This is a genomic window from Paenibacillus sp. Z6-24, assembly GCF_054161335.1.
Map to the genome: position 1 here is coordinate 642851 of NZ_CP096398.1, position 22898 is coordinate 665748.

Here is a 22898-nt window from a genome sequence, read left to right on the forward strand (position 1 = left end):
GCTCTCTTCCTCCGGGAAGAGAGCTTTTTTATGGAATTTCCTGTTTTTATTAAAATATGGGGTACATCTGCCGATAAAATAGGTAGACAGGTTAAGCCCGCCAAAAAGAGTTGGAGCGGTGACCGGAATAAAAGGAGGAACATTATTTTGAAGAAAATACTATCGATGCTCATGGCGGTAGTCTTGTTGGTTGGTATTTTGCCGCAGGGGATTGGTGGAAATACGGCCCAAGCAGCGAGCTTCTTTATTTTCCCGAACGAAAGTTATGATCCTGCATCACCACACGTGGTTGGAGACAACCGTGTTACGATTAGCGGTACGTTTAACGGTGTAAATGCCAGTACCATCAAGTATAGAGTAGTTCGTGTATATAAAAACGGAGACAAGTACGTGGAAGACTCTTCCAACGAGAATAAAGGGTTAACAAACTATACGATTAGTAACTCTAAAATGACCGTAACGGATATTCCTTTATATTCTGGTTTGAATAAAGTTGAGTTTTCAGCCAGTCCTGCTGGTGGCGGGAATGCAGTTAACGAAGCGATTTACTTCGATTATCATGATGGCCCAACAGTATACAACCTCTCCGCTACATTGGATGGGGATACTGTAGCGCTGAATGAAAATGTTCCTGCAGTATTAAAAGCATCCCAAAGTGGAATCAGCTTTGGACAAGATAAAGCGAGTATTGCTTTGTCAGGTTCTGCACCCAATGCCAAACAGGTTATTGTATCTGTAAATGGCGGCGCCAGCAGAACGGCCAACGTATCGAGTACAAACAGCTATCAGTTTACAGTAGCACCACTTACTTTGATCAGTGGAAAGAATACTTTGGAAATTCAAGTGATTAACGGAACCCAAAAATTGGTCACCTATCGTGAAGTGACTTTCTTTAACGGTAAAACTACTTTTTATGACACTTATGCTGTGAAAGGTACTACTAATTCTGCAGACTTGGCAACCTATCCGGATGTGAGTGTAACTCCTGATGCCGATGGAAAAGGTACTGTAGATATTACAGGTAAAGTGGTTATTCCTTTAACAACTGCAGGTGAGCCTGTTCTTACAGATTATATTGAATACACTCTTGCAAACGGAGTGACTAAGACCGGATCTGTTACACCAGAAAAGCTTGCAGCAGAAAGTACTTCTGCTTATATGACAATGAAGTATACTATTCCCGGTGTTTCAGGGATTGAATACGGCACACGTGTAGACGTAACGATTAAATTAAAAGGTGGTTCTGCTTCTACAAGCAGTCTGGGATTCACACTGCGTGACAGTTCCGCTCCTTATATTACTAAAGTGAACTATCTGCCGGGTTATTCAGCTTCTACGAGTAATACCCAGGCAGCAGGATTGAGCAGTTCCGCTCTGGATGGCGCCAGTATCTTCTCTTTGCCAACCGCAGTAGAATTGTTGGTTGCAAATGGCGATGATAGCACTACAATCACCACCACAGCCAAAGATGCCAGTGGTAAAGATGTTGCTGTTACTCTTACCCCAATAAGCTCTCAGGGTGCGGGAACCAATGTGCAAAAAATTCTATACAAATTGACCAATGTATCGATAAATGGAACAACTATACTCTCATTCACTGCTAAAAAAGGGACAGCCACAAGTTCGGCTGTGACAGCAACGGTTAATTTCTTGTATGGTCCTTATGTTAGCTATACCAAAGCTTACGATAGTCAGGTAGTACAGTATGGTCAAAATGATACAAATGTGGCTACCAGTGTAATCGAAGGTGCCTTGGATTCATTCAAAGGCCAAATTGTCAACGTAGCGAATGAGTCTGATATTGTGTATAGCGGAGCAGGACAGACTGTTTTCTTCTATATCAATAATACGCTGGTACCTTTGGAACAAGTGGGGGACAAGTTTCATTTCAAAGTAGTCAATAGTGCTGATGCTTATAAGGCTATGTTCTCGGGAGAAAACACAGTGAAGTTTGTGCTGAGCTCTCCGAAGACAACTTATGAAAATACGATTAAAATAAATCTGGTTCCTACAGATATTCCGGTTATTCCTGCTGATAGCAATCTGGGAATATTCCCATTCAAGTATAGCGGTGGAAGTGACGCGCCACCTAAAACAAAAGATAACGATAATTTCCCGATGAGTGGTGCAAATTATACAACAAAAGAAAAATTCTTCAATTTATATGGCACATTCGATTTCCTTGATCTTGGTAAAGACAAGGCAGCGGTAGAGGCAAACTTAAGCAAAGTGGCAACTAAAACCAATTATAAGCTTCAAGTTGTTGACTCTGAAGGCAAGACTTATTCATGGAATCTGTCCAATACCTTTACAGGTATTAAAAATGGGGAACCTACAGGAGACGTAATTAACTCTTCTGGTACTACGGTAGACCGCCTGACTGTGTACTATGACTATGACAAACAGTCATTTGCATTTATTGTGAGAAATCAAGAGATGAAAGACAGCCCTATTGTATACAGCTTTACAGTTTACAACGCTGGAGACGGTGGTCCGACAGCTACTGCAACTGTTGAAATTGATCCTTTGACAGGAACTTACAATATCGTAAGACCATTAACTGCGCAAAAAGTAACGAACAGCAACTTTATTGATGTAATCGTTGACTCCAAGAATGCTACTGCAGTAACTATTAATAAAATCAAGGCTGAGAAAACTTCTTTTGATATGAATGGTGATGGTACTCCAGAATTTGAAAATGCATATCGAGTAACTGTCAAAGATCTTAAAGCTAATAAAGAAACAAAGATACCGGTTACTGTAACGATCGGTGATGAGACTTTCAAAGACACGGTAGTAGTCAAGTATGTGCCTACAAACATTCCAGGTGCACAATTCATGCAGGTAATGAAAAACTCTGCCAAAGTATTTGACGGAAAATTATCACTCAAATTCCCTTCAGGTACCAGCCTGGTTCGTCGTGATACAGATACTGCGGAAAAGCTGAAAACAGAAGTGTTTACTGACCATAATCTGTTGTTTGCTATTGCAAATAGCACTGATGGTGTTACTGATCGTTATAACTTTGAAGATGCTAAACCTGGTGTAGAGCAGCAATATACAATTGGACGACAATATTTTGTAAATAACTTTAATTCTCATTTTGTTAAAGCAAGTGATGTTTACTGGATTGATCCCGGTATTGCGGATGATATTTCTACAGGGAAAAAATTTGATCCCATCAAAGATGGTCAAAATCCGTATCAACCAGTGACTTTCCCTAGTGACCCTGTAGCACCAAGCTTCTACAATCGTGATCCGGACAATGAATTGGTTCCTTCCAAGCGTGGAACAATGACATTATCCTATCTTTCGGATATGGCTGAAGATGCAGGTAAACTTGTAACAGTATTCTATTTTGATCCTGAATTGAAACAATGGGATAATATTGGTGGAGTGGTCAATGCTTCCAAACGTACGGTTACTGTACCTTTGGATCGTTTTGGATACTATGTAGTAGCGAAGCTTAGCTATTCTTACAATGATATCGTTCAGCATAGCTATGCACGTAACTATATGGAGACTTTGTTTGCCAAAGGAATTATGAATGCTACAGATCCGGATACTGCTTTTGGTGCTAATCAATATATTACACGCGGAGAGTTTGTACGCTCTATTGTAAAAGCTTTGCAGATCCCGTTGAACTATCAAGGTACCAAACATTTCATTGATTTGAATACCAACATGAGTTCGATTACGCAAAATGCACTTTATGATTTCCGTTATATCGAGACAGCAGCTCGTGCAGGCTTTGTACGTGGTACAGATCCTCAGGTATTCAGCCCTGGGGACAATATTACTCGTCAGGATGCAGCTGTTATTATTGCGAGTGCTACCAATCTCAAACTGGAGACCGATATCGACAAAATTAATAAAGGTCTCGTTAAATACTTTAAAGATTTTAACTCCATTGACCGCTATGCCCGTGCTTCGGTACTTGCTGTGGCGAAAAAAGGTTATATTACAGGTTCCGCAATTGATCCAAAGGATGCAAGCAAAGGGTACACCTATGACCCGACAGCCAAAATGCTGCGTTCGGATACAGATGTAATCCTGGCAAGAGTCATGATTGGACAGAAGCTTTTGCCTAAGATGTAAGACCGGCTTTTATTAATACCATAGAGGGAGTACCTGGGTGACCAGGTACTCCCTTTTGTATGTTTAAATAGCTTTAAACCAGCAAATATCTGCCTTTCTTTAAATGATTAAATGTTTTTTTTATAGGCGGATTTTAATACGAGAATAAATAAATTTAGAAAAACTTAAAATTCTTTTGCAACATCTGCAACCTTTTCGCAACCCCCTGCGTCTATAGTTTTGGAAGCAGCAAATGATTCGATGAAATAACTGCTCCCAACCTGTTTAAACAGTATCCAAGCTGTTTAGTACTACTATAGTTACCAAAAAGTAGTCAGTCAGGGTAGGCAAATTGGTATTTCTGCTAAAAGTGTAGTAAAATTAACAAGGTTGAGCCAAAAAACAGGATTCGATTAAAAAATTGAAACTTTTTTTGGAAGAACCGCAACTTTTAGAGAAAACATGCGTCTACATATATGAACCTGATAAAACGACAGCAAACACATGCTGGCAGGTTGTTGAATGAACATGAACCTTAATGGAGCTTCTCAACAATCTCAATGTGAAAAAATGTCTTTACGGCATCATTGACGCAATGTATAATACTTTTGGACACTGCGGGTTTCGATTGGCGAATGTTCCGGTTACGATTTTCTGTGATTTTGTCACAGATATCATCATACAAAAACAGGATTTGCTTAAACTCGGAAAGGGGGTGTAACGACTGATGAGTGACAAAATCCATAACAAACAAAAAAACAAAAAAAACGTTTATGATATTCAAGGAGGAGAACAAAAGGTTATGAAAAAGTCTACTAAAAAAGTTATTAACGTAGCAGCAAGCGCAGCTTTGCTGGCGGGTGTTGCTCCAGTTGCAGGTGTTATCGCTCCAACAGCAGCACATGCATCCGGTAGTTTCACAGTAATCAACGTTCCAACACTGAGCTCTTCTACTGGTGGAACACTGGTAAACCTGGGTCGCGTTAACATTAACATCGACCAATATACACTGACTTCTGCAACTGAAACAACTTACATGACAGTAACTCTGCCAACTGGTTTCGAGTTTGCTGCTGATGCTTTCACTGGCACTAGCGGCACTAACATTGCTGAAGCAGATTTCAACGGTCAAGTGATTGACCTTACTTCACAACGTCTGAGCAACACTAGCGCACGTATCGGTATTACTGGTGCCAACCAAAAAGACGATATCACTATCGCTCTGAACCTGAACGGTATCCGTTCTACTGGTCCTAACAGTGGCGACGTAAACCTGAGCTTCACTGCTGCTCCGAACAGTGGTCTGCCAACTGGTAACGTAAAAGTTGCTAACGTGGTATCTTCCGGCCAAATCGCTCTGGAAGCACGTGACACTCAATCCAGCAGCGACAACTTTAACTTCACACTGCGTTTGACAGAATCTGTTTCTAGATCTCTGAAAACTGGTAACGCTGTTAAAATTAAACTGCCAACTGGTTTCGAATGGAATGCAGTAGGAGCTTTCACTCCTCTGTATGGTGATCTTTCCGCTTCCGATATCACTACTTCTGTAGATGGTGATACACTGAACATCTCTGCACGCAACGCTGATACGCTGTCTTCCGCAGCTTCTTCCTTCGACTTGGCTCTGAGCTATAGCGTAGAAGACGAAGACAAAGCTAAAGAAGGCGATGTAACTGCTACTGTTAGCGGTAACTCTTCTGCAAACGTATCTTCCCTGGTTGTTGGTACTTATGGCCAATACGGTGGTGGCGTAACTGTTGCTTCCCCAACTACAGTAGTAGCTGGTCAAGATGAGCAACAAGTTGGCGATATCGTTGTTAAAGAAGCTGTAGCAGGTTCTTTCATTGCTGGTCGTACAGTAACTCTGCAACTGCCTGAGGGCGCTCGTTGGCAGTCTGTTTACGAAGATGGCGAAAATGTAACTGGTACTACTGGTTCTATCGACACTGCAAACGGTCTGGTAGCACCAAACATCACTTACACTGGTACTGATGGTCGTACACTGCGTATGACATTCCCTGCTCAAAACACTTCCAACAACGCTGGTTCTGTTACACTGCGTGACGTTGAGATCGCTGTTCAACCAGGATTCACTGGTGATCTGAACGCAACTGTAGCTGGTAGCCAAGGTCTGACTGGTACAGTGAAACTGGCAACTGCAGTTTCTTCCGTATCCCTGACTGCTACTAACGCAACTTACAACATCGCTATCGGTACAGATAACGCTGCAATCGGCGATCTGACACTGAAAGAAGGCGCTGCTGGTGCCCTGACTGACGATGATAACGGCCTGGTTGAAATCCTTCTGCCAGCTGGCGTAACATTCGGATCCACTCCAACTGTATCCGTAACTTCCGGTGACCTGCGTATCCGTAACGTATCCGTAGACACTTACAACAACAGCGGTACTCAAGGCGTTCTGCGTTTCTACGTAGATAGCGAAAGTACTACTGCAAGTACTGTAGCGATTACCGGTGTAAACCTGCGTATCGACCGTACTGTACCACAAGGTGAAATCATTGCTAAAGTACAAGGTGACGCAGCTGCAAACACTGCTTATCATGGTGTTAATGGCGTAACTGATGTATGGCGTGACAGCTATCGTTACGCAGCTCAAGCAGCTATCGCTACAATCGGTACTGCTCCAGCTGACCAAACTGACAATGCTGTAACTGCAATCTACACAATCGGAAGCACAGCTTATAGCGTAAATGGTACTACTCGTACTGCTGAAGTTGCTCCTTATGTAGAAAACGGCCGCACTTACTTGCCAGTTCGTTACGTAGCTGAAGCTCTGGGTGTATCCCAAGCTAACATCCTGTTTGACAAAGCAACTTCTATGGTTACTTTGATCAAAGGCGACCGCGTGGTTCAGCTGAAGCTGAAAACTAACCAATTGACTATCAATGGTTCCACAATCAACATGGACGTTAAAGCTGTAACTAAAGCTAACCGTACTGTACTGCCAATCGCATGGGTTGGTAAAGCACTGGATGCAACTGTACAATATGATGCAGCTGCTAAAACTGTAACAGTAACTAGCAAATAATATCCCTGATATTATTGCTACACCATAGAAGGTAGTCATACCTTCACTGAGACACCTCGGAGTAGGCAACTGCTCCGGGGTGTTTTTTTTATACATTTCCATTTCAGTTACAAGAGTATATATCCTCAAATTATTTGCAGCATTATATGCTGTATCTGCATACTATATGGATAGTGTTATTAAGTGGCTATATGGAGTGAGATCTAATCAATGATTACTTTGCTTGGAGGAAAACAATGAAAAAACATTCAACCTGGTTATTGGCAGCAGGAACAATCATGGTAGGTATCTGGGCAGGAAGTTCGTTTACTACAGTCAGTAATGCAAGCAGTCAATTGGGTTCTGCTGATGATCCAGTCGTCACTAAAAGCTACGTCGATCAGCAAATCCAAAAAGCTCTGGGTGGCACGATCAGCAGTACCGATTCCAAAACGAACAGCAGTTCGAAAAACGCAATTTCTCCGAATTCTACAAGCACTAATACATCCAGTAGCGCAAGCAGTAAAAATAATAGTGCCGGCAGCACGACAACTACACCGCCAGTAAGTGGAAGTACAAGTACTCCTGCTTCACAGACAGGTTCGAGTTCATCTGCCAGCAATGGTGTAAGCATTGTAGAGCTGCGTCCAGGCAAGAAGCTGATTGCTGAACCCGGCACACAGTTGATTGTTCGGACAGGCAAAGCGAAGGTATACAGTGAGGGAACGAATGGAATTATTGATATTACAGTGGGGAACGAGATTGGAAGTGCTCAGGCGGCACCCAATAATCATCTGCTATTATTTCCGAGAGAAGGCCGTGGCGTAGAAGTGGATTCCAGACTGCGTTATAATGCGACAATTATGGTCATTGGGAATTATAAGGTGCTGTAATTAAATTATTTATAATAAAGCAAGATTTATAGAAGTTTAGTAAAGTTTATTTGATTTTATTGATCATGAAGTTGTAAGCCTCTTTCTTCTACTGTTATAACTTTAGTGAGTAGCTGTTCTATAAGTTCAATATGCTGTTATTAAACGTAGCCATGTCTGTAAGATAGTATGGAAGCAATTATACGATATAACGAAAAGAGCAGAAACGTTAAGGATAAGAGAATCTATTCTCTTTCAATTGCTGTGTATGTCCAGGCGATTTTTGTATTCAAATGTACACTATTAATAATAGAAGTAATGCAATTAGCTAATACAACTACTTTACGGATCCTTTATATTTTTTTGTACAGACCAATAATGGCGCCCCCTTTTTGAGACAATTTGCAACCCACAACTATGATCCATGAAAATGATGCTTATTCAGCTAATCATACTGCTTCAGATATGCAGTTATTTCAATGTACAAACTTACAAATAATAAGTTTGACACCAGGTATTAAATACGTTATTATGACTTTTGAGGCTTGTAAAGCAACCTTTTCCCCTATGGAAAGGGTTCATTTTTTGTGTAGAAACTCTTGATATGCACACTGAGGTATTTTGCACAACGCTCACACCTTATTATCCATATGGGAGGTTGGAAACTGTTGTCCAATATTAAAAAACATCTATTTACATCAGAGTCTGTAACTGAGGGACATCCGGATAAGATTTGTGACCAAATTTCTGATGCCGTACTGGACGCTTTTTTGGCAAATGACCCGAATGCACGTGTTGCATGTGAAGTGTCTGTAGCTACAGGCCTGGTACTTGTCATTGGTGAAATTAGCACAAACTCGGAATATGTGGATATTCCATCTATCGTTAGAAATACCGTCAAAGAAATTGGCTATACTCGTGCCAAATACGGCTTTGACTATAATACATGCGCAGTACTGACTTCCCTGAACGAGCAATCTGCAGATATCGCTCAGGGCGTAAACGCTGCTCTGGAGACTCGCGATCCGGAACAAATGGAAAAAGAAACCGAAAATATTGGTGCAGGTGACCAGGGTCTGATGTTCGGTTTTGCTGCGAATGAGACGCCTGAACTGATGCCTTTGCCTATCGCTCTGTCCCATCGTATCGCACGCCGTTTGTCTGAAGTGCGTAAAGACGGTACGCTGGACTACCTGCGTCCGGATGGTAAAACACAGGTCACTGTGGAATACCAGGATGGCAAGCCTGTACGTGTAGATACAATTGTTGTATCCACGCAACACGCCGAAGAAATAACACTGGAGCAAATCCAGAAAGACATTCGCGAGCATGTTATTCTGCCGGTCGTGCCTGCAGAACTGTTAGATGATGAAACCAAATACTTCATTAACCCTACTGGCCGCTTCGTTATTGGTGGTCCTCAAGGTGATGCGGGTCTGACTGGCCGTAAAATCATTGTAGATACCTATGGTGGCTATGCACGCCATGGCGGTGGTGCATTCTCCGGTAAGGATCCTACAAAAGTAGACCGTTCCGCGGCTTATGCTGCACGTTATGTAGCGAAAAACCTGGTTGCTGCGGGTCTTGCTGAGAAGTGCGAGATTCAGCTGGCTTATGCAATTGGTGTTGCTAACCCGGTATCGATCAACGTAGATACGTATGGAACAGGCAAAATTGACGAAGATAAACTGGTAGAACTGGTACGCGACAACTTTGATCTGCGTCCTACAGGCATTATTCGTATGCTGGATCTGCGTCGTCCGATTTACCGTCAAACTGCAGCTTATGGTCACTTTGGCCGTACAGATGTAGATCTTCCTTGGGAACGTGTCGACAAAGCAGAACTGCTGAAATCCCAGGCAGGTCTGTAATATAAGCCTAACAACCGATTTTATATTATTGATCGAACACTTGAAGTACAGCAGTGATGGAATTCTTTTGATATCCACAGGTATTGGAGATTTTCATAGCAGTTGTATTGCAGGGAAGTCGGTTTTGATATCATTTTTGGTTATAAATAATGAACTGTGTTCACGCCGTCCGGTCCAACTGCCGGGCGGCTTTTTATTTTCAATGTCAATATTCTATTATTTAGCTTCTTATATCACTGAGGGTACATCTTATTCCGATATTGTGTTATACAAATCTCCAGGAGGGTATAAAGTCAATCTAATAAAAGATGACAATATTTCAATAAAGTAATGATTGTTCCGTAACTTTTTGTCCTTTTTGTAGTCTAACTGATATAAGGATAACTTTACCGTTTGACAATTGGATGGATAAACTTGATGATAACCGAGGCGTATGAATAGGATATCCCTGTTGAAAATGAATAGATAAAGAGAAAACCTGGAATTCCAAGGAATAGGAGCGTTCAAAATTATGACTGGCAAAGCAAAAACAATGCGCAAATGGATGGCACTTACCATTGCAGGTACGTTGTGGATTCAACCTGTACTGGAGATCGGTGTACCATCGGCAGCATGGTTCCCTGTACACCGGGCCGAAGCAGCTTCAACTACCAAGTTGAGTGAAAGTAATATCACTTCAGGAGCCCAATTACTGGAATACCGTTACACTACCACTCGTTCCGGCAAATCGGCGACTGCTATCGCAGACGTGGTAAAAGTGGATTTGCAGAACCCCTATGTCAATCTGAACGTAATGACCGGACAAGGCGGTAAATTTACTACCCGTCAGTCTGTAGAAGGCATGGCCAAAGAAACGAATGCTGTCGCAGGCGTGAATGGTGACTATTTTAATACCAGCGCAGAAGGTGTCCCGATGGGAGCTCAGGCATCGGATGGAGTGTTAATGTCCAGTCCGTCCCAATTAGCTGGTATGTACGCTTTTGGTGTAACCAAAAGTGGAACACCAATGATCGAACAGTTCACCTTTGAAGGCAAGGTAACAGCAGAAGATGGTGCCACGTTTGATCTGGCAGGTATCAACCAGGCTTCCTACATGACCGAGCCGGATAAGAATTTCAGCCATACCAATAAGTTGTATATTTACACAGATGCCTGGAAAGCAGTAGAACGTCCGGCGAACAGCTCTACCACGCCTACCGAAGTACTGGTACAGGATGGAGTAATTACTCAGATTTCATTAAATAAAGGGATCAAACAGACTGTTCCTGCAGGCGCATATATTTTAAGGGCTCATGGAACAGCTGCCAAATATATTCAGCAGCATATGGCAGTCGGTCAAAAAGTATCAACCGACTATGCGTTAAAAGTCCGTTCTACCGGTAAAACAGTAGATCCGGCCGATCTAAAAATGATGATAGGCGGTCATACCATTCTGGTGGATCAAGGGAAAACGACATCTTTTTCCCGTAACGTTAATGCTATTGGCGGCAACCGCGCGCGTACGGCAGTAGGTTACTCTCAGAATGGACGCTATGCTTATATTATCGCTGTTCAGGATAATAATAACAGTGCAGGTATGTCGCTGTATGAACTGCAGTCCTTTATGGTCTCGATCGGAGTATGGAAAGGGATCAACCTGGACGGTGGCGGATCCACGACGCTCGTAACGCGTCCTTTGGGTGAGAAGGAAGTGGAGTTAACCTTCGAGACAGAGTATGGCGGCACAACGCAGCGCAGCGTGGTAAACGGTCTGGGAGTGTATACGACAGCTCCTCAGGGCAGTGTCAAAGGATTCAACATCAGTGGTCCGAAGCAGCTGCTGCTGGGTCAGACTGCGAAATACACAGCTAACGGATATGACACGTACTACAATCCGATTAACAATGAAAATATCAAGCCTACCTGGAAAGCAGGCAGCAGCAATATCAAATGGACAGGCAGCGAGTTCAAAGCGACCGGTTCGGGTACAGCCAAGGTTATTGCTACCAGCAATGGCATCAGTACCAGCATGAATGTAAATATCGTAGGAGCAGATGCCATTCAAAGCCTGTCTCCAGCAAGCGCTACAGCTACGCTGAAAGCAGGCACGACGATTGCCGTACCTGTAACAGCCAAGCTGAAAAACGGATCCGGCATGACCATTTCGCCAGAGACACTGGATTGGGAATTTATCGGATTCAAAGGAACTATCAAGAATGATCAACTGACGATCAATTCTGTAGATAGTAGTACTACAGTGGGCTACGCTATTGCCCGTTATGATGGCTTCAGCACCATGATGGTGCTTACGACCGGTGGTGGTTCGACAACTACATGGGAAGACTTTGAAAATACAGGTTACAGCGTCAGCTTCCTCGGCAATCCGAGTGCAGTTACCGGTACAGCAGCGATTATACAAGGGGCGGAGGATCATGCCAACTCCAAAGTACTGCAGCTCACCTATGATATGACCAATGGAACCGGCAAAAAATATGCCTATGTCCAGCTTAATGGTAATGCGGGCAAAACGCTGAATGCCGGCACCAAAGCAATGTCTGTTGATGTATACGGCGATCAGAGCTTTAACTGGCTGCGCGCTGAAGTCGCAGATGCCAGCGGTAAAACCGTCTATATTGATCTGGCGAAAAGCGTAAACTGGAAGGGCTGGAAAACACTCAATGTAGATCTGTCTTCACTGGGAATCAGCTATCCAGCCAAGTTGAAGCGGATCTATCTGGTTAATGTGGAAGAAGGACAGGATGAGCGCTCTGCAACCGGCAGCATCCAGATTGACAATATCAAGCTGACAGGTGCTGCCCAGGCTGCAAGCTTTACCAATCCTTCGGGAACACTGGCGATGACAGTTGGCAAAAAGACCGCTACACTGAATGGTAAATCCCAATCTGTCGATGCGGCTCCGATGCTTCGTAATAATGCTACCTATATCCCGGTAAAATACATTATTGACGCTTTTGGCGGACAGGCGAACTGGGATCAGAAAAATCAGCGAGTGACCATTCTTCGCTCAGGCGAACTGATGGATCTGACTGTTGGTGACAAGCAATATGTGATGAACGGCAAGCTTCAAAACTCCAGTGTAGCGCCTTTAGTCATGTCTGGAAGGACTTTAGTCCCACTCAGATTGGTTTCTGAAGAGCTTGGACTGACTGTAAAATGGGATCAAAAAACCAAGACGATTACTGTCCAATCATGATAAGTTATAATATGATATAAAAGTATCATATAATTGACTTACAGAAATGGAGAAGATCAAGTGGAGTTCCACGCTGATGCGATAGATCACGTCATTAAGAACGCAACAAACGTAATGGAAAACAGCAAATATCAGATCTTTGAGATCCTGGATACTTCCCGCCGAGAACTGCTTTCTCTCAATACGGAGTTGGAACTCGTATTGCGCGAGACAGCGGAGACCATCGAGAAGGTAGATCAGCTCGAAGTCGGTTATCGCAGTTCCCGAATTAGACTCACTGAGGTAAGTCGCGACTTTGTGCGGTATAATGAAGAGGATATCAAGCAAGCCTATGAGAAGGCGACTCAGCTACAGCTTGATCTGATGATATACCGGGAAAAGGAAATGTACCTGAAAGCCAGACGGGACGATTTGCAGAAGCGGGTTAAAAATGTGGAAAGCTCCATCGAACGGGCCGAGACGATCGGTTCGCAGATGGGGGTCGTACTGGAATATCTGTCCGGCGAGCTGAATCAGGTCACTCGTATCCTGGAATCTGCCAAAAACCGCCAGTTGATTGGTCTGAAGATCATTTTGGCTCAGGAAGATGAACGCAAAAGAATTTCCCGGGAAATCCATGATGGGCCTGCACAACTGCTGGCTAATCTAGTTCTTAGGACGGAAATTTTGGAAAGAATGATTGCCAAGCAGGAATATCAGATGGTTAAGGACGAAATAGTAGATTTGAAAGCACAAGTGCGTTCAAGCTTACAAGAAATGAGAAAAGTAATATTTAATCTAAGACCGATGGCACTGGATGATCTGGGCCTTATTCCTACTCTTCGAAAATATGTGCAGGATTATGAGGAAAAAACTCGAATTCGTTCTATCTTCGAAACGAGAGGCAAGGAATACCGACTCACTTCAGCTATGGAGGCTGCTATCTATCGGCTGGTTCAGGAAGCACTTACTAACGCTTCCAAACACGCTGAGCCTACGTATGTAACAGTTATTCTTACATTCCAGGCACAGATCGTGAAGCTGACTGTGGAAGATAACGGTAAAGGCTTCAATCTGGAAAAAGTAGAGCAGCGTACCAAGGACCATAATAATTTTGGCTTAATCGGTATGCGGGAGCGGGTTGAATTACTGGACGGCAGAATGGAAATTGAATCTGCTGAAAATCAGGGAACAAAAATTGTAATTCATATTCCGACGAACGTGGAAAAGTGAAAGGGGCAACAGAATGGAAAACCATGATTACGGCTCTAAAAAAATTAAAATACTGCTGGCCGATGATCATCAACTGTTTCGCGAGGGGCTAAAGCGCATCCTTAACATGGAGGATGATCTTGAAGTTATTGGCGAATGTGGAGATGGCATTCAAGTGCTGGAGTTTTGTAACCATACTCCACCTGAAGTTGTATTGATGGATATCAATATGCCAATTGAAAATGGGGTAGAAGCTACAGAGAAGCTTCGCGAGCTTTTCCCGGATATTAAGGTTATCATTCTCTCCATTCATGATGATGAAAGCTATGTCTTCGAAACACTGCGCAAAGGAGCATCCGGTTACCTGCTGAAAGACATGGAAGCAGAATCTCTGGTTAATGCTATTCGTTCTGTTGTTGAAGGGCATGCCTATATTCATCCCAAAGTAACTGGCAAACTGATTCAGCAGCTGCGCCGCATGACGTATGTGAATGAGACCGGCACGCTGGCAGATAATAATAACAATGGCGAGACAGGCGTTAAGTTTGTCGCAGGTGATGACAATCCGCTGACCCGTCGCGAAGCTGAAGTTCTGCGTCTGATGGCAGAAGGCAAGAGCAACAAAATGATTGGTGAATATTTGTTTATCAGTGAGAAAACAGTTAAAAACCATGTCAGCAGCATTTTGCAGAAGATGGAAGTTGACGATCGTACGCAGGCAGTTATTAATTCCATTAAGCATGGATGGGTTACACTGTAATCCATTTGCTGAATAATCCAATCGAATAGAGATATAACAAGTGAAGCACACTTTCCTGTAAGGGAGAGTGTGCTTTTTTTGCTTTCAGGATCATTGCGCAGCAGATAGACAGTTCAATCAGACAGGAGGCAGTAAAAATGCAGGTGGCTTTGTATACGGTAAAGGAGGAACGAAGCTGGTCGATCCAGATATCGCTCGATTTAAGGGTAGACCTTATGTGGTGGACAGCTTCAGCAAAACGGGAACAGCTCACTGAGCAAATCTGGCTGGTAATATCCGGTATACCGCTGGGGTGGGCTCTGCAGTGCTGTTCCCATATGCAATCATTGGATCAGTCTTCTATGCAGCAGAAGGCATGGTGGGAACATATTCATAATTTTCTGGCAGACTTGTATCGCACCAACTTATCTTCTGCAGCTAAGATTCCATATCATCATCTAAATATCAAACAGATGAGACATCTACTCTGGGATATTCAGACAGGCTGGACTACTGCGGGCGAGTATGTACTAAGCGGCTGGGAAGAAGATCAACTGCCGGGCAATCCAGACTCATTCCTGTGGAAAAGACAGCTTACCGATGAAGCAGCTTACATAAGCAAAAAAATAATCGGACGTTCCCTTCTGCTCAGTGAATGTACTATGATGCTCCATGAGACAGGAACTCCACAAAAAGGTTGGAAAAGCTCCATCCAGCTCGCTTATCTCGGCCAGCACATTCGAATGCTATCAGCGGTTCATCCCGCAGATAAGCAGAAGCGGCAAACATGGATACACCAGCGATTGGCTAATCGATTACGTTCGTCCCGTCCTAACGCATCACAGTGCCGCCGCTGCGGAGGCACACGCATACGCTATACAGCCTGTGCCAGCTGTGGCTCTGCTGCGTGCGGTTACTGCGAGGACTGTCTGACTCTTGGACGAAGCCGGGAGTGTGGGCTGCTGCTGCAGGCTGTCCATCCCGATGAGCAGGCTGCACAATCGGGATGCTCGAATCTTCCTAGTCTGCAGGATCAAGAGAATGGTCACAGTCATCCAGTTTCACTTTTATTCTGCGAAATGTCCTATACTTCCCAAACGATCCAGCAGCGCTGGGGACTAAGCCCAGCTCAGACAGCAGCAGCTTATCAGGCGTTGCTATTTTTAACCAGTCATCGACGAGCCTGTAAAATAGGCGCAACCGGTAGAGAGCGGTTTCTACTTTGGGCAGTCACCGGGGCAGGCAAGACAGAAATGGTGTTTCCACTACTTGAACATGCGATTCGTACCGGTGGCAGGGCAGTGATTGCAACTCCGCGCCGAGATGTGGTCCTGGAGCTGGCTCCACGTATCGCCAGAGCATTTCCGGATATTGGGATTGCCGTATTATATGGCGGTAGTGAGGAGAGGTGGCGGGCAGCAGCACTTACGATCGCTACAACACATCAGCTAATGCGGTTTCATGAAGCTTTTGAGCTAGTGATTATTGATGAGCTCGATGCTTTTCCCTACCATAATAACCCTATGCTCAGCTATGCAGCTGCTCAGGCATGCAGAGAGGATGGCAAATTCATTTATTTATCTGCCACACCATCTGCTGAACTGCAGCAGGAAATAAAGCAGGGAACCCTTGCCCATGCCAAGGTGCCGGTTCGTTATCATCGTCATCCGCTGCCTGTACCCAGACATCTCAGAATACCATCCCTAACCAAGTGTATCCACAGCAAGCAGATCCCGGCTGCTCTGCGAAGTCAATTGTATATATCCATCAATCGGGGGGCACAAATATTTCTGTTTATTCCCCGTATTGCCTGGATTAAAGATGCAGTTGAACTGATCCGAAGCCATTTTCCGAATATACATATAGAAGGTACATCCTCGCAGGACCCCGATCGTACAGATAAAGTCAGTCTTTTCCGGCAGCAGCACATTCGTTTGCTGGTGACGACGACTATTCTGGAGCGAGGTGTTACAATTCCACGAAGCGATGTATATATTATGGATGCGCATGACAAGCTGTATGATTCAGCTGCACTTATCCAGATGGCTGGTCGAGCAGGACGCTCCATGGATGATCCGGCAGGAGGTGTTTTTTTTGCTTCATCGGATTGGACGCTAGAACAGAAGAGGGCTGTGAGTCAGATCAGGCTTATGAATCGAACTGCGAAACAGCAGGGGTATTTGAGATGAATAAAAGTCATGATCTACTCGTATAGGACCAACCTATCCAGAGATAAACACATCAAGGAAAGGAGCCAAATATGTCTATTCAGCAGCTGTCTACCTTATGGGAGAAAGTATTATCTTATCTGTATCCGCACCACTCTGCCTGTATTGCCTGTCATCGTCATACAACCATGAACGGCAGAATATCTGGTTTATGCACCCGTTGCGCTGCTGCGATTCCATGGATTTATCAGTCGGTATGCAAGGTGTGCGGACGTGCCATAGATTGTCCGGATTGCCGCCGTCGTGCATTTGCAGATCGTTACTTCACATTTAATCGGAGTGCAGTACAATATGATACCGAGATGAGAAGATGGCTGGCAGAATATAAATATAGTGGGAATGAGGGTTACACCGAGGTCATCGGAGGTATATTGAAAGAGGGATATTACCGTATGCAGCAGGAAATGACTTCTTTTTACCGGCAGATATGGTGTCCGGATCTCATTACATGGGTTCCTGCCAGTCCGGATCGTCTGGTGAGCCGGGGATTTGATCAAGCCGGAGTCATGGCCGATGAATTGGCAAAAGCGATCATGGTTCCGTGTCTTCCGCTGCTGATCCGCAATCGTCATACCGTCAAACAGAGTACACAGGACCGCCGGGGCAGGATGCAAAATGTACAGGGAGTATTCTCCTATCACCCACAGGCGCCGGAATGGCTGCTTCACATTTTACAGGGAGAAGCTACTCTTTCCGATACTTCGCCGTCTTCAACGATAGGAACGGGGAATGGGGAAAATCTTTGCCGTATTCTACTGATAGATGATATTTATACTACAGGAAGTACTATTAACAGCTGTGCTCAGGCGCTGCAACAAGCTGTTGCAGGCAGCAGAATCACAGTTGAAGTGTGTTCATTAACCTGGTCACGTTCCTGATTAGTAATATGCATTACAGAAAAATAGGAAATAAATTGAGAATAAGAAGATAGGGCTATATGTATAAAGGTTCATGGGCATATTCGGAGCAATCAGAAGATGAAAATGCTAAAATGACTATTTATTTTAGATATGTTTACTAACAAAACAGCCTCCATTATACGATATAAGTATAGACAAACATTTTAATTGTTAAGCTTAATCATATAGATGGTATACATTTCAGGAGGCGAATACAAATGAACTTAGCAAACTGCCCGCATTGCGGTAAATTATACGTGGCCAATCTTAGAGGAATGTGTGGAAATTGTATCAAGAATATCGATCAACAGTACGAACGGTGCAACCAGTATCTGCGCGAGCACAAAGGAACAACGATTACCGATTTATCTGAAGCTGTGGATGTATCCATTAAGCAGATTACAACATTTATCCGAGAAGGACGCATCTCGATTGCGAATGCGCCGAATATGGGATATGCCTGTGAGGTATGCGGAACGGTTATTCGTGAGAACAATATGTGTGAGCCATGTCGTACTCGTCTCACCAAGGATATTCGCAATGCCTATCAGGATGATGAAGCTGCCAAAGAATCGGGCAGTAATAGTCATGGTGCCTACCGTATTGTCGACAAATACCGCAATAACTAGGAATTGTTCCTATTCCTAGTCAAATAACGACATTTCCTAGTACTATAAGAGGGCTGAAACTTGCGTAGCTACGCAGCTTTAGGACTTAAGCAGCGAAAAAAAACACTTCATAATTAGCCACTTTAAGACTATAAAATTTGTAGCTAAACTCGTCGATAATCTTAGTAAGAACAATCGGTTGCCTCATGATACCAGGAAATGAAGCAATTTGGATATCACCCAACTTTCCTGGTATCCTCTGAAGGACTTCCTATTTTAAAAAGACAGTCCCTCTTGCGGGTACAATAGACGGTAAGAAGTAGGAACTCTTTCTCAAATTTACTAAGGAGTGTGTAAAAAACCATGAAAATTAACGATACTCAACGTGTAAGCGCAATTAACCCATATCAAAGAAGTGCAGAAGCCAAGTCCGTCACTAACGATAAAAAAGCAGGTCGTAAAGACGAAGTGTCCATCTCGCCGGAAGCTATGGAAATGCTGCAAGCCAATGCAACTCAAGCATCTGCCGATGCAGAACGTGCACAAAAAATACAAAGTCTGAAAGAGCAAGTAGCTGCAGGCACTTACAAAGTAGACGCTGGTGCCCTTGCAGACAAACTACTTCCTTTCTTAAAGGGAACGGGGAATTAAAAAATGAGTGGAACTGTGCAGCCGCTGGTGGCTAAGCTAAATGAACTAAACGATAGCCACCTGCAAATGATTGAACTGGGAGAGAGCAAAAAGCAGACAGTAATTCAAAACGATATAGGTTCTCTGATTAGAATTATGAATCAGGAGTCCAAGTTAGCCAAACATATCGAGCAGCTGGATCAAGAACGTGAAGAACTAATTTATGCGTTCCTGCTCGAAAGAGGTATCAAATCCAAGCTGCGTCTGAACCTGACTGAACTGGCGCGTCTGGTATTTGATCCCAATGAAAAACAACTACTCCTTGATGCTAGCTCCAAGTTATTCAATACGCTGCACAATCTCCAGCAACTCAACGATTTGAATAAACAGCTGATTCAGCAGGCTTTGGATTATGTGGACTTTTCATTGGAGACGTTGACACTTGTTCCTGAGTTGGATATAACTTACCAGCATCCGGCGGAAAAAGCCTACGGAGCAACTCGTTCCGGATTGTTTGATACAAGAGGTTAATATTTAGGAGGATCCTATGACATCAACATTTCATTCCATTGAAACGTCCAGACGAAGTCTTAATACAACAAGCACATCGCTGAATACTGTTGCCCATAATATTGCGAATGCTAATACAGTAGGATATTCGCGACAAGTCGTGCACACCAGTGCGACTAACCCGCTCGAAGCAGTAGCCTTTAAAAATTCAACTTCTGCTGGCCAAATTGGTACCGGTGTAGAAGCCACAGCAGTTAAACGCGTTCGTTCTTTATTTCTAGATGGACAATTCCGTGGTGAAAATGCTTCGCTGGGAAGTTGGGATGTTCGTGCAGATACACTCTCCAAGCTGGAAAAAGTGATTAACGAACCTTCTGAGACAGGTATGCAGACTGTACTCAATAAATTCTGGAGTGCGTGGTCTGACCTAAGTAACAATCCGCAAAGTACAACCAACCAAAAAATTCTGAAAGAAACAACGCTGGCTCTTACTGATGCTTTGAATCAGACGAGCAAACAATTGGATGCACTAAATACAGACTTGACTTCAAGTGTAGGCTTGAATGTGTCGACGATTAACTCTCTCGTCTCCACCGTATCCAGCCTTAACCAGAATATTATGAAAATTGAAGCCCAAGGTAACGATGCAAATGACCTTCGTGATCAACGCGATTATGCAGTAGATCAGTTGTCTAAATATGGTAATGTTACGGTGACTGAATTAAATGATGGTTATCAAGTCAATTTTGCCGGTCAGCAACTTGTTACAGGCAGTACGGTAACAGCTCTTACTGCTGATGCAGTACAAGCTGCTTATGATGGAGGTACGCTCACTGGTGGTGAGTTACATGGATTGATATACTCTCGTGATCAATATGTAGCCGGACAAAAAGCCGAGTTGGATCAGCTTGCCAATACACTGGCTAATGGCGAATTCACAGCCACCCTTCCAGCAGGCTCTGTAATTCCGGAAGGGACAGTAATCAATGGGGTTACTTATTCCGATGCAGCAGGTAATCGTACGCTAACATCTGAACTGACTTTAACCGTTAAAGGCATTAATGGGTTACACCAATTGGGTTATAATAGTGCAGGCAAATCCGGTGGTGACTTCTTCACAGCAACTGGAGGCAGTGCTACAATCACTGCAGGCAATATTACGCTTAATCCTGATCTTCAAAGCACGCCCAGTAATATTGCATTCTCTCTCCGCACAACAGGTACCGGTACAAATGAAAAAGTTGTAACAGGTAATGGCGGTCTAGCTTTAATGATGTCAGAACTGAAAAATGCGAAAATCGACTTTGGTGGTGCTACGCCAACAACAGTGCAAGATTTCTTTAATGGTCTGGTAGGGCAATTGGGCGTGGATTCTGCAGAAGCTACACGCCAAGCAGAGAATGCAGCGACGTTAACCAGTCAGGTTGATTCCAATCGACAATCGGTTAGCGGGGTCTCTCAAGATGAAGAAATGGCTGATCTTATCAAATTTCAGCATGCTTACAGTGCCGCTTCACGTTTTATGACCACAATGGACCAGTTGCTTGATAAGCTTATTAACGGCACTGGACGAGTTGGACTCTAATTTAAGAAGGAGTATTATAATGGCGATTCGCATAACTTCCAATATGATGTCTTCGCAGTCACTGCGTAACCTGAACAGTAACCGCGCGACGCTGGATAAATTAAGTGACCAAGCTTCTTCCGGCCGTAAAATTAATAAGCCTTCAGATGATCCGGTAGGTACAACGTATGCTTTACGCTACCGTGCTGAACTTGCAGCAAATGATCAGTATTTGAGTAACACAGATGAAGCCAAAAGCTGGCTGGATTATTCGGATACAGTTATGGGGCAGGCCGGTGATGTAATCACACGTATCAAAGAATTGGCTATACAGGCCGGATCCGGCACAACAGATTCGGATGGACTCAAAGCTGTTCAAAGTGAAATAACAGAATTGAAAAATCAACTGGTTAATATCGGTAATAGCCAATTGAATGGTAAATATGTTTTTAACGGTCAGGAACTGGACAAGCCACCTTACCAATTATCCAGCACGGTTCCCACCTATAGTGATGTGGTAACTGATACTGGTGGAGTAACTTATGGTATTAGTGAAGGCGTATCTATAGACGTTAATGTTACTGGTAATGAGTTTTTTGGCAGTAAAGCAGATCCTGACAATGTATTTGCTACACTGGATCGTCTGAATGATGCTTTGACCAAAGGTGATCATGAAGCAATCACGAAAGAAATCAGTAACATTGAGAGCAGGAAAGATAAAATGGTTACTTCACGTGCAGAGATTGGCGCGAAGACAAATCGTGTGGATTTGATCAATAATCGTCTCGATGATCGCCGTCTGAATGTTACTACACTTCAGGCAAGGGTAGAAGATGCAGATATCTCGGATACACTGATTAGAACAACAACTGCACAAACTGTATATCAGGCGGCATTGCAGACATCTGCGTCTGTTATGCAGATGTCACTTGTGAATTTTCTGAAATAAATTTACAATATAAGTAATTCGTTAGAAATTTAATTAACGATAAAAGGCTATGGACTCAGTTTGTCCGTAGCCTTTTGTTGAATCAAGGAGGAATTTGGGTCATGTCGGATTCACATATCAATTCTAACGGTCCTGTTGTAGAGCAGGATAGTGAATTTACATTTGCAAAAGGTATTCCGGGGTTTCAAGAAGTAAACAAATATGTAATTGTTGAATATGATAATCTGTTTAGCGTATTACAGGCTGTAGACCAGCCAGAAGTCGGCTTTATTATTGTCGATCCTTTTCAGATCCATTCTGATTATCAGATTGAACTGCCAGAGGAAGTTATAAATGAATTGGATATTACAGCGGAGGATCAGGTAGTTATCCGCAATATTGTTTCCTGGCATAAGGATCCGGAGAAGAGAACGGTTAATCTGGTAGCACCACTTGTATTCAACCTGGTTAACCATCAGGCCAGACAAATTATTCTACAGAATCCTGCATATATGATCCGTCATCCTTTGCAGCAGTCTAATCTGAAAGGAGATTGA

General features: G+C 43.5%; 15 protein-coding genes. All 15 read left to right on the forward strand.

The genetic code is table 11. The features are described 5' to 3' along the window. Positions 1 to 30: 30 nt before the first annotated feature. The 15 genes from M1D61_RS02815 to fliW all read left to right on the forward strand — a co-directional run bounded on the left by M1D61_RS02815 (position 31) and on the right by fliW (position 22898). Positions 31 to 4098, forward strand: a complete 4068-nt coding sequence (locus M1D61_RS02815; protein ID WP_458121105.1) for an S-layer homology domain-containing protein — start codon at positions 31 to 33, stop codon at positions 4096 to 4098. 706 nt (positions 4099 to 4804) lie between these two features. Further along, the gene (locus M1D61_RS02820) at positions 4805 to 7129 is read left to right on the forward strand and encodes a stalk domain-containing protein (RefSeq protein ID WP_458121106.1); all 2325 of its coding nucleotides are present in this window, start codon (positions 4805 to 4807) and stop codon (positions 7127 to 7129) included. Positions 7130 to 7365: 236 nt separating this feature from the next. Next, entirely contained in the window at positions 7366 to 8001 is a 636-nt protein-coding gene (locus M1D61_RS02825) for a hypothetical protein (protein ID WP_458121107.1), read from the forward strand. 629 nt (positions 8002 to 8630) lie between these two features. Then, a complete protein-coding gene (gene metK / locus M1D61_RS02830; RefSeq protein ID WP_458121108.1) occupies positions 8631 to 9851 on the forward strand; it encodes a methionine adenosyltransferase in 1221 nt (406 codons plus the stop codon). Positions 9852 to 10362: 511 nt separating this feature from the next. Further along, complete coding sequence (locus M1D61_RS02835; RefSeq protein ID WP_458121109.1) at positions 10363 to 13044, forward strand: stalk domain-containing protein; 2682 nt, start codon at positions 10363 to 10365, stop codon at positions 13042 to 13044. Between the two features lie 60 nt (positions 13045 to 13104). After that, the gene (locus tag M1D61_RS02840) at positions 13105 to 14256 is read left to right on the forward strand and encodes a sensor histidine kinase (protein WP_046212861.1); all 1152 of its coding nucleotides are present in this window, start codon (positions 13105 to 13107) and stop codon (positions 14254 to 14256) included. Between the two features lie 13 nt (positions 14257 to 14269). Beyond that, positions 14270 to 14995, forward strand: coding sequence for a response regulator (locus tag M1D61_RS02845; protein WP_017810950.1), 726 nt, complete (start codon positions 14270 to 14272; stop codon positions 14993 to 14995). Positions 14996 to 15132: 137 nt separating this feature from the next. Beyond that, on the forward strand, positions 15133 to 17163 hold the full coding sequence (locus M1D61_RS02850; protein WP_458121110.1) for a DEAD/DEAH box helicase: 2031 nt from the start codon (positions 15133 to 15135) through the stop codon (positions 17161 to 17163). A gap of 71 nt (positions 17164 to 17234) precedes the next feature. Then, positions 17235 to 18080, forward strand: coding sequence for a double zinc ribbon domain-containing protein (locus M1D61_RS02855; protein WP_458121111.1), 846 nt, complete (start codon positions 17235 to 17237; stop codon positions 18078 to 18080). Between the two features lie 239 nt (positions 18081 to 18319). After that, entirely contained in the window at positions 18320 to 18730 is a 411-nt protein-coding gene (locus M1D61_RS02860) for a TIGR03826 family flagellar region protein (protein WP_458121112.1), read from the forward strand. 342 nt (positions 18731 to 19072) lie between these two features. Beyond that, a complete protein-coding gene (flgM, locus tag M1D61_RS02865; protein ID WP_458121113.1) occupies positions 19073 to 19360 on the forward strand; it encodes a flagellar biosynthesis anti-sigma factor FlgM in 288 nt (95 codons plus the stop codon). A gap of 3 nt (positions 19361 to 19363) precedes the next feature. Further along, a complete protein-coding gene (locus M1D61_RS02870; protein ID WP_458121114.1) occupies positions 19364 to 19870 on the forward strand; it encodes a flagellar protein FlgN in 507 nt (168 codons plus the stop codon). A gap of 16 nt (positions 19871 to 19886) precedes the next feature. Next, a complete protein-coding gene (flgK, locus tag M1D61_RS02875) occupies positions 19887 to 21434 on the forward strand; it encodes a flagellar hook-associated protein FlgK (protein WP_458121115.1) in 1548 nt (515 codons plus the stop codon). A 19-nt stretch (positions 21435 to 21453) separates the two neighbouring features. Further along, entirely contained in the window at positions 21454 to 22362 is a 909-nt protein-coding gene (gene flgL, locus M1D61_RS02880) for a flagellar hook-associated protein FlgL (RefSeq protein WP_458121116.1), read from the forward strand. Positions 22363 to 22463: 101 nt separating this feature from the next. Next, on the forward strand, positions 22464 to 22898 hold the full coding sequence (gene fliW, locus M1D61_RS02885) for a flagellar assembly protein FliW (protein ID WP_458121117.1): 435 nt from the start codon (positions 22464 to 22466) through the stop codon (positions 22896 to 22898).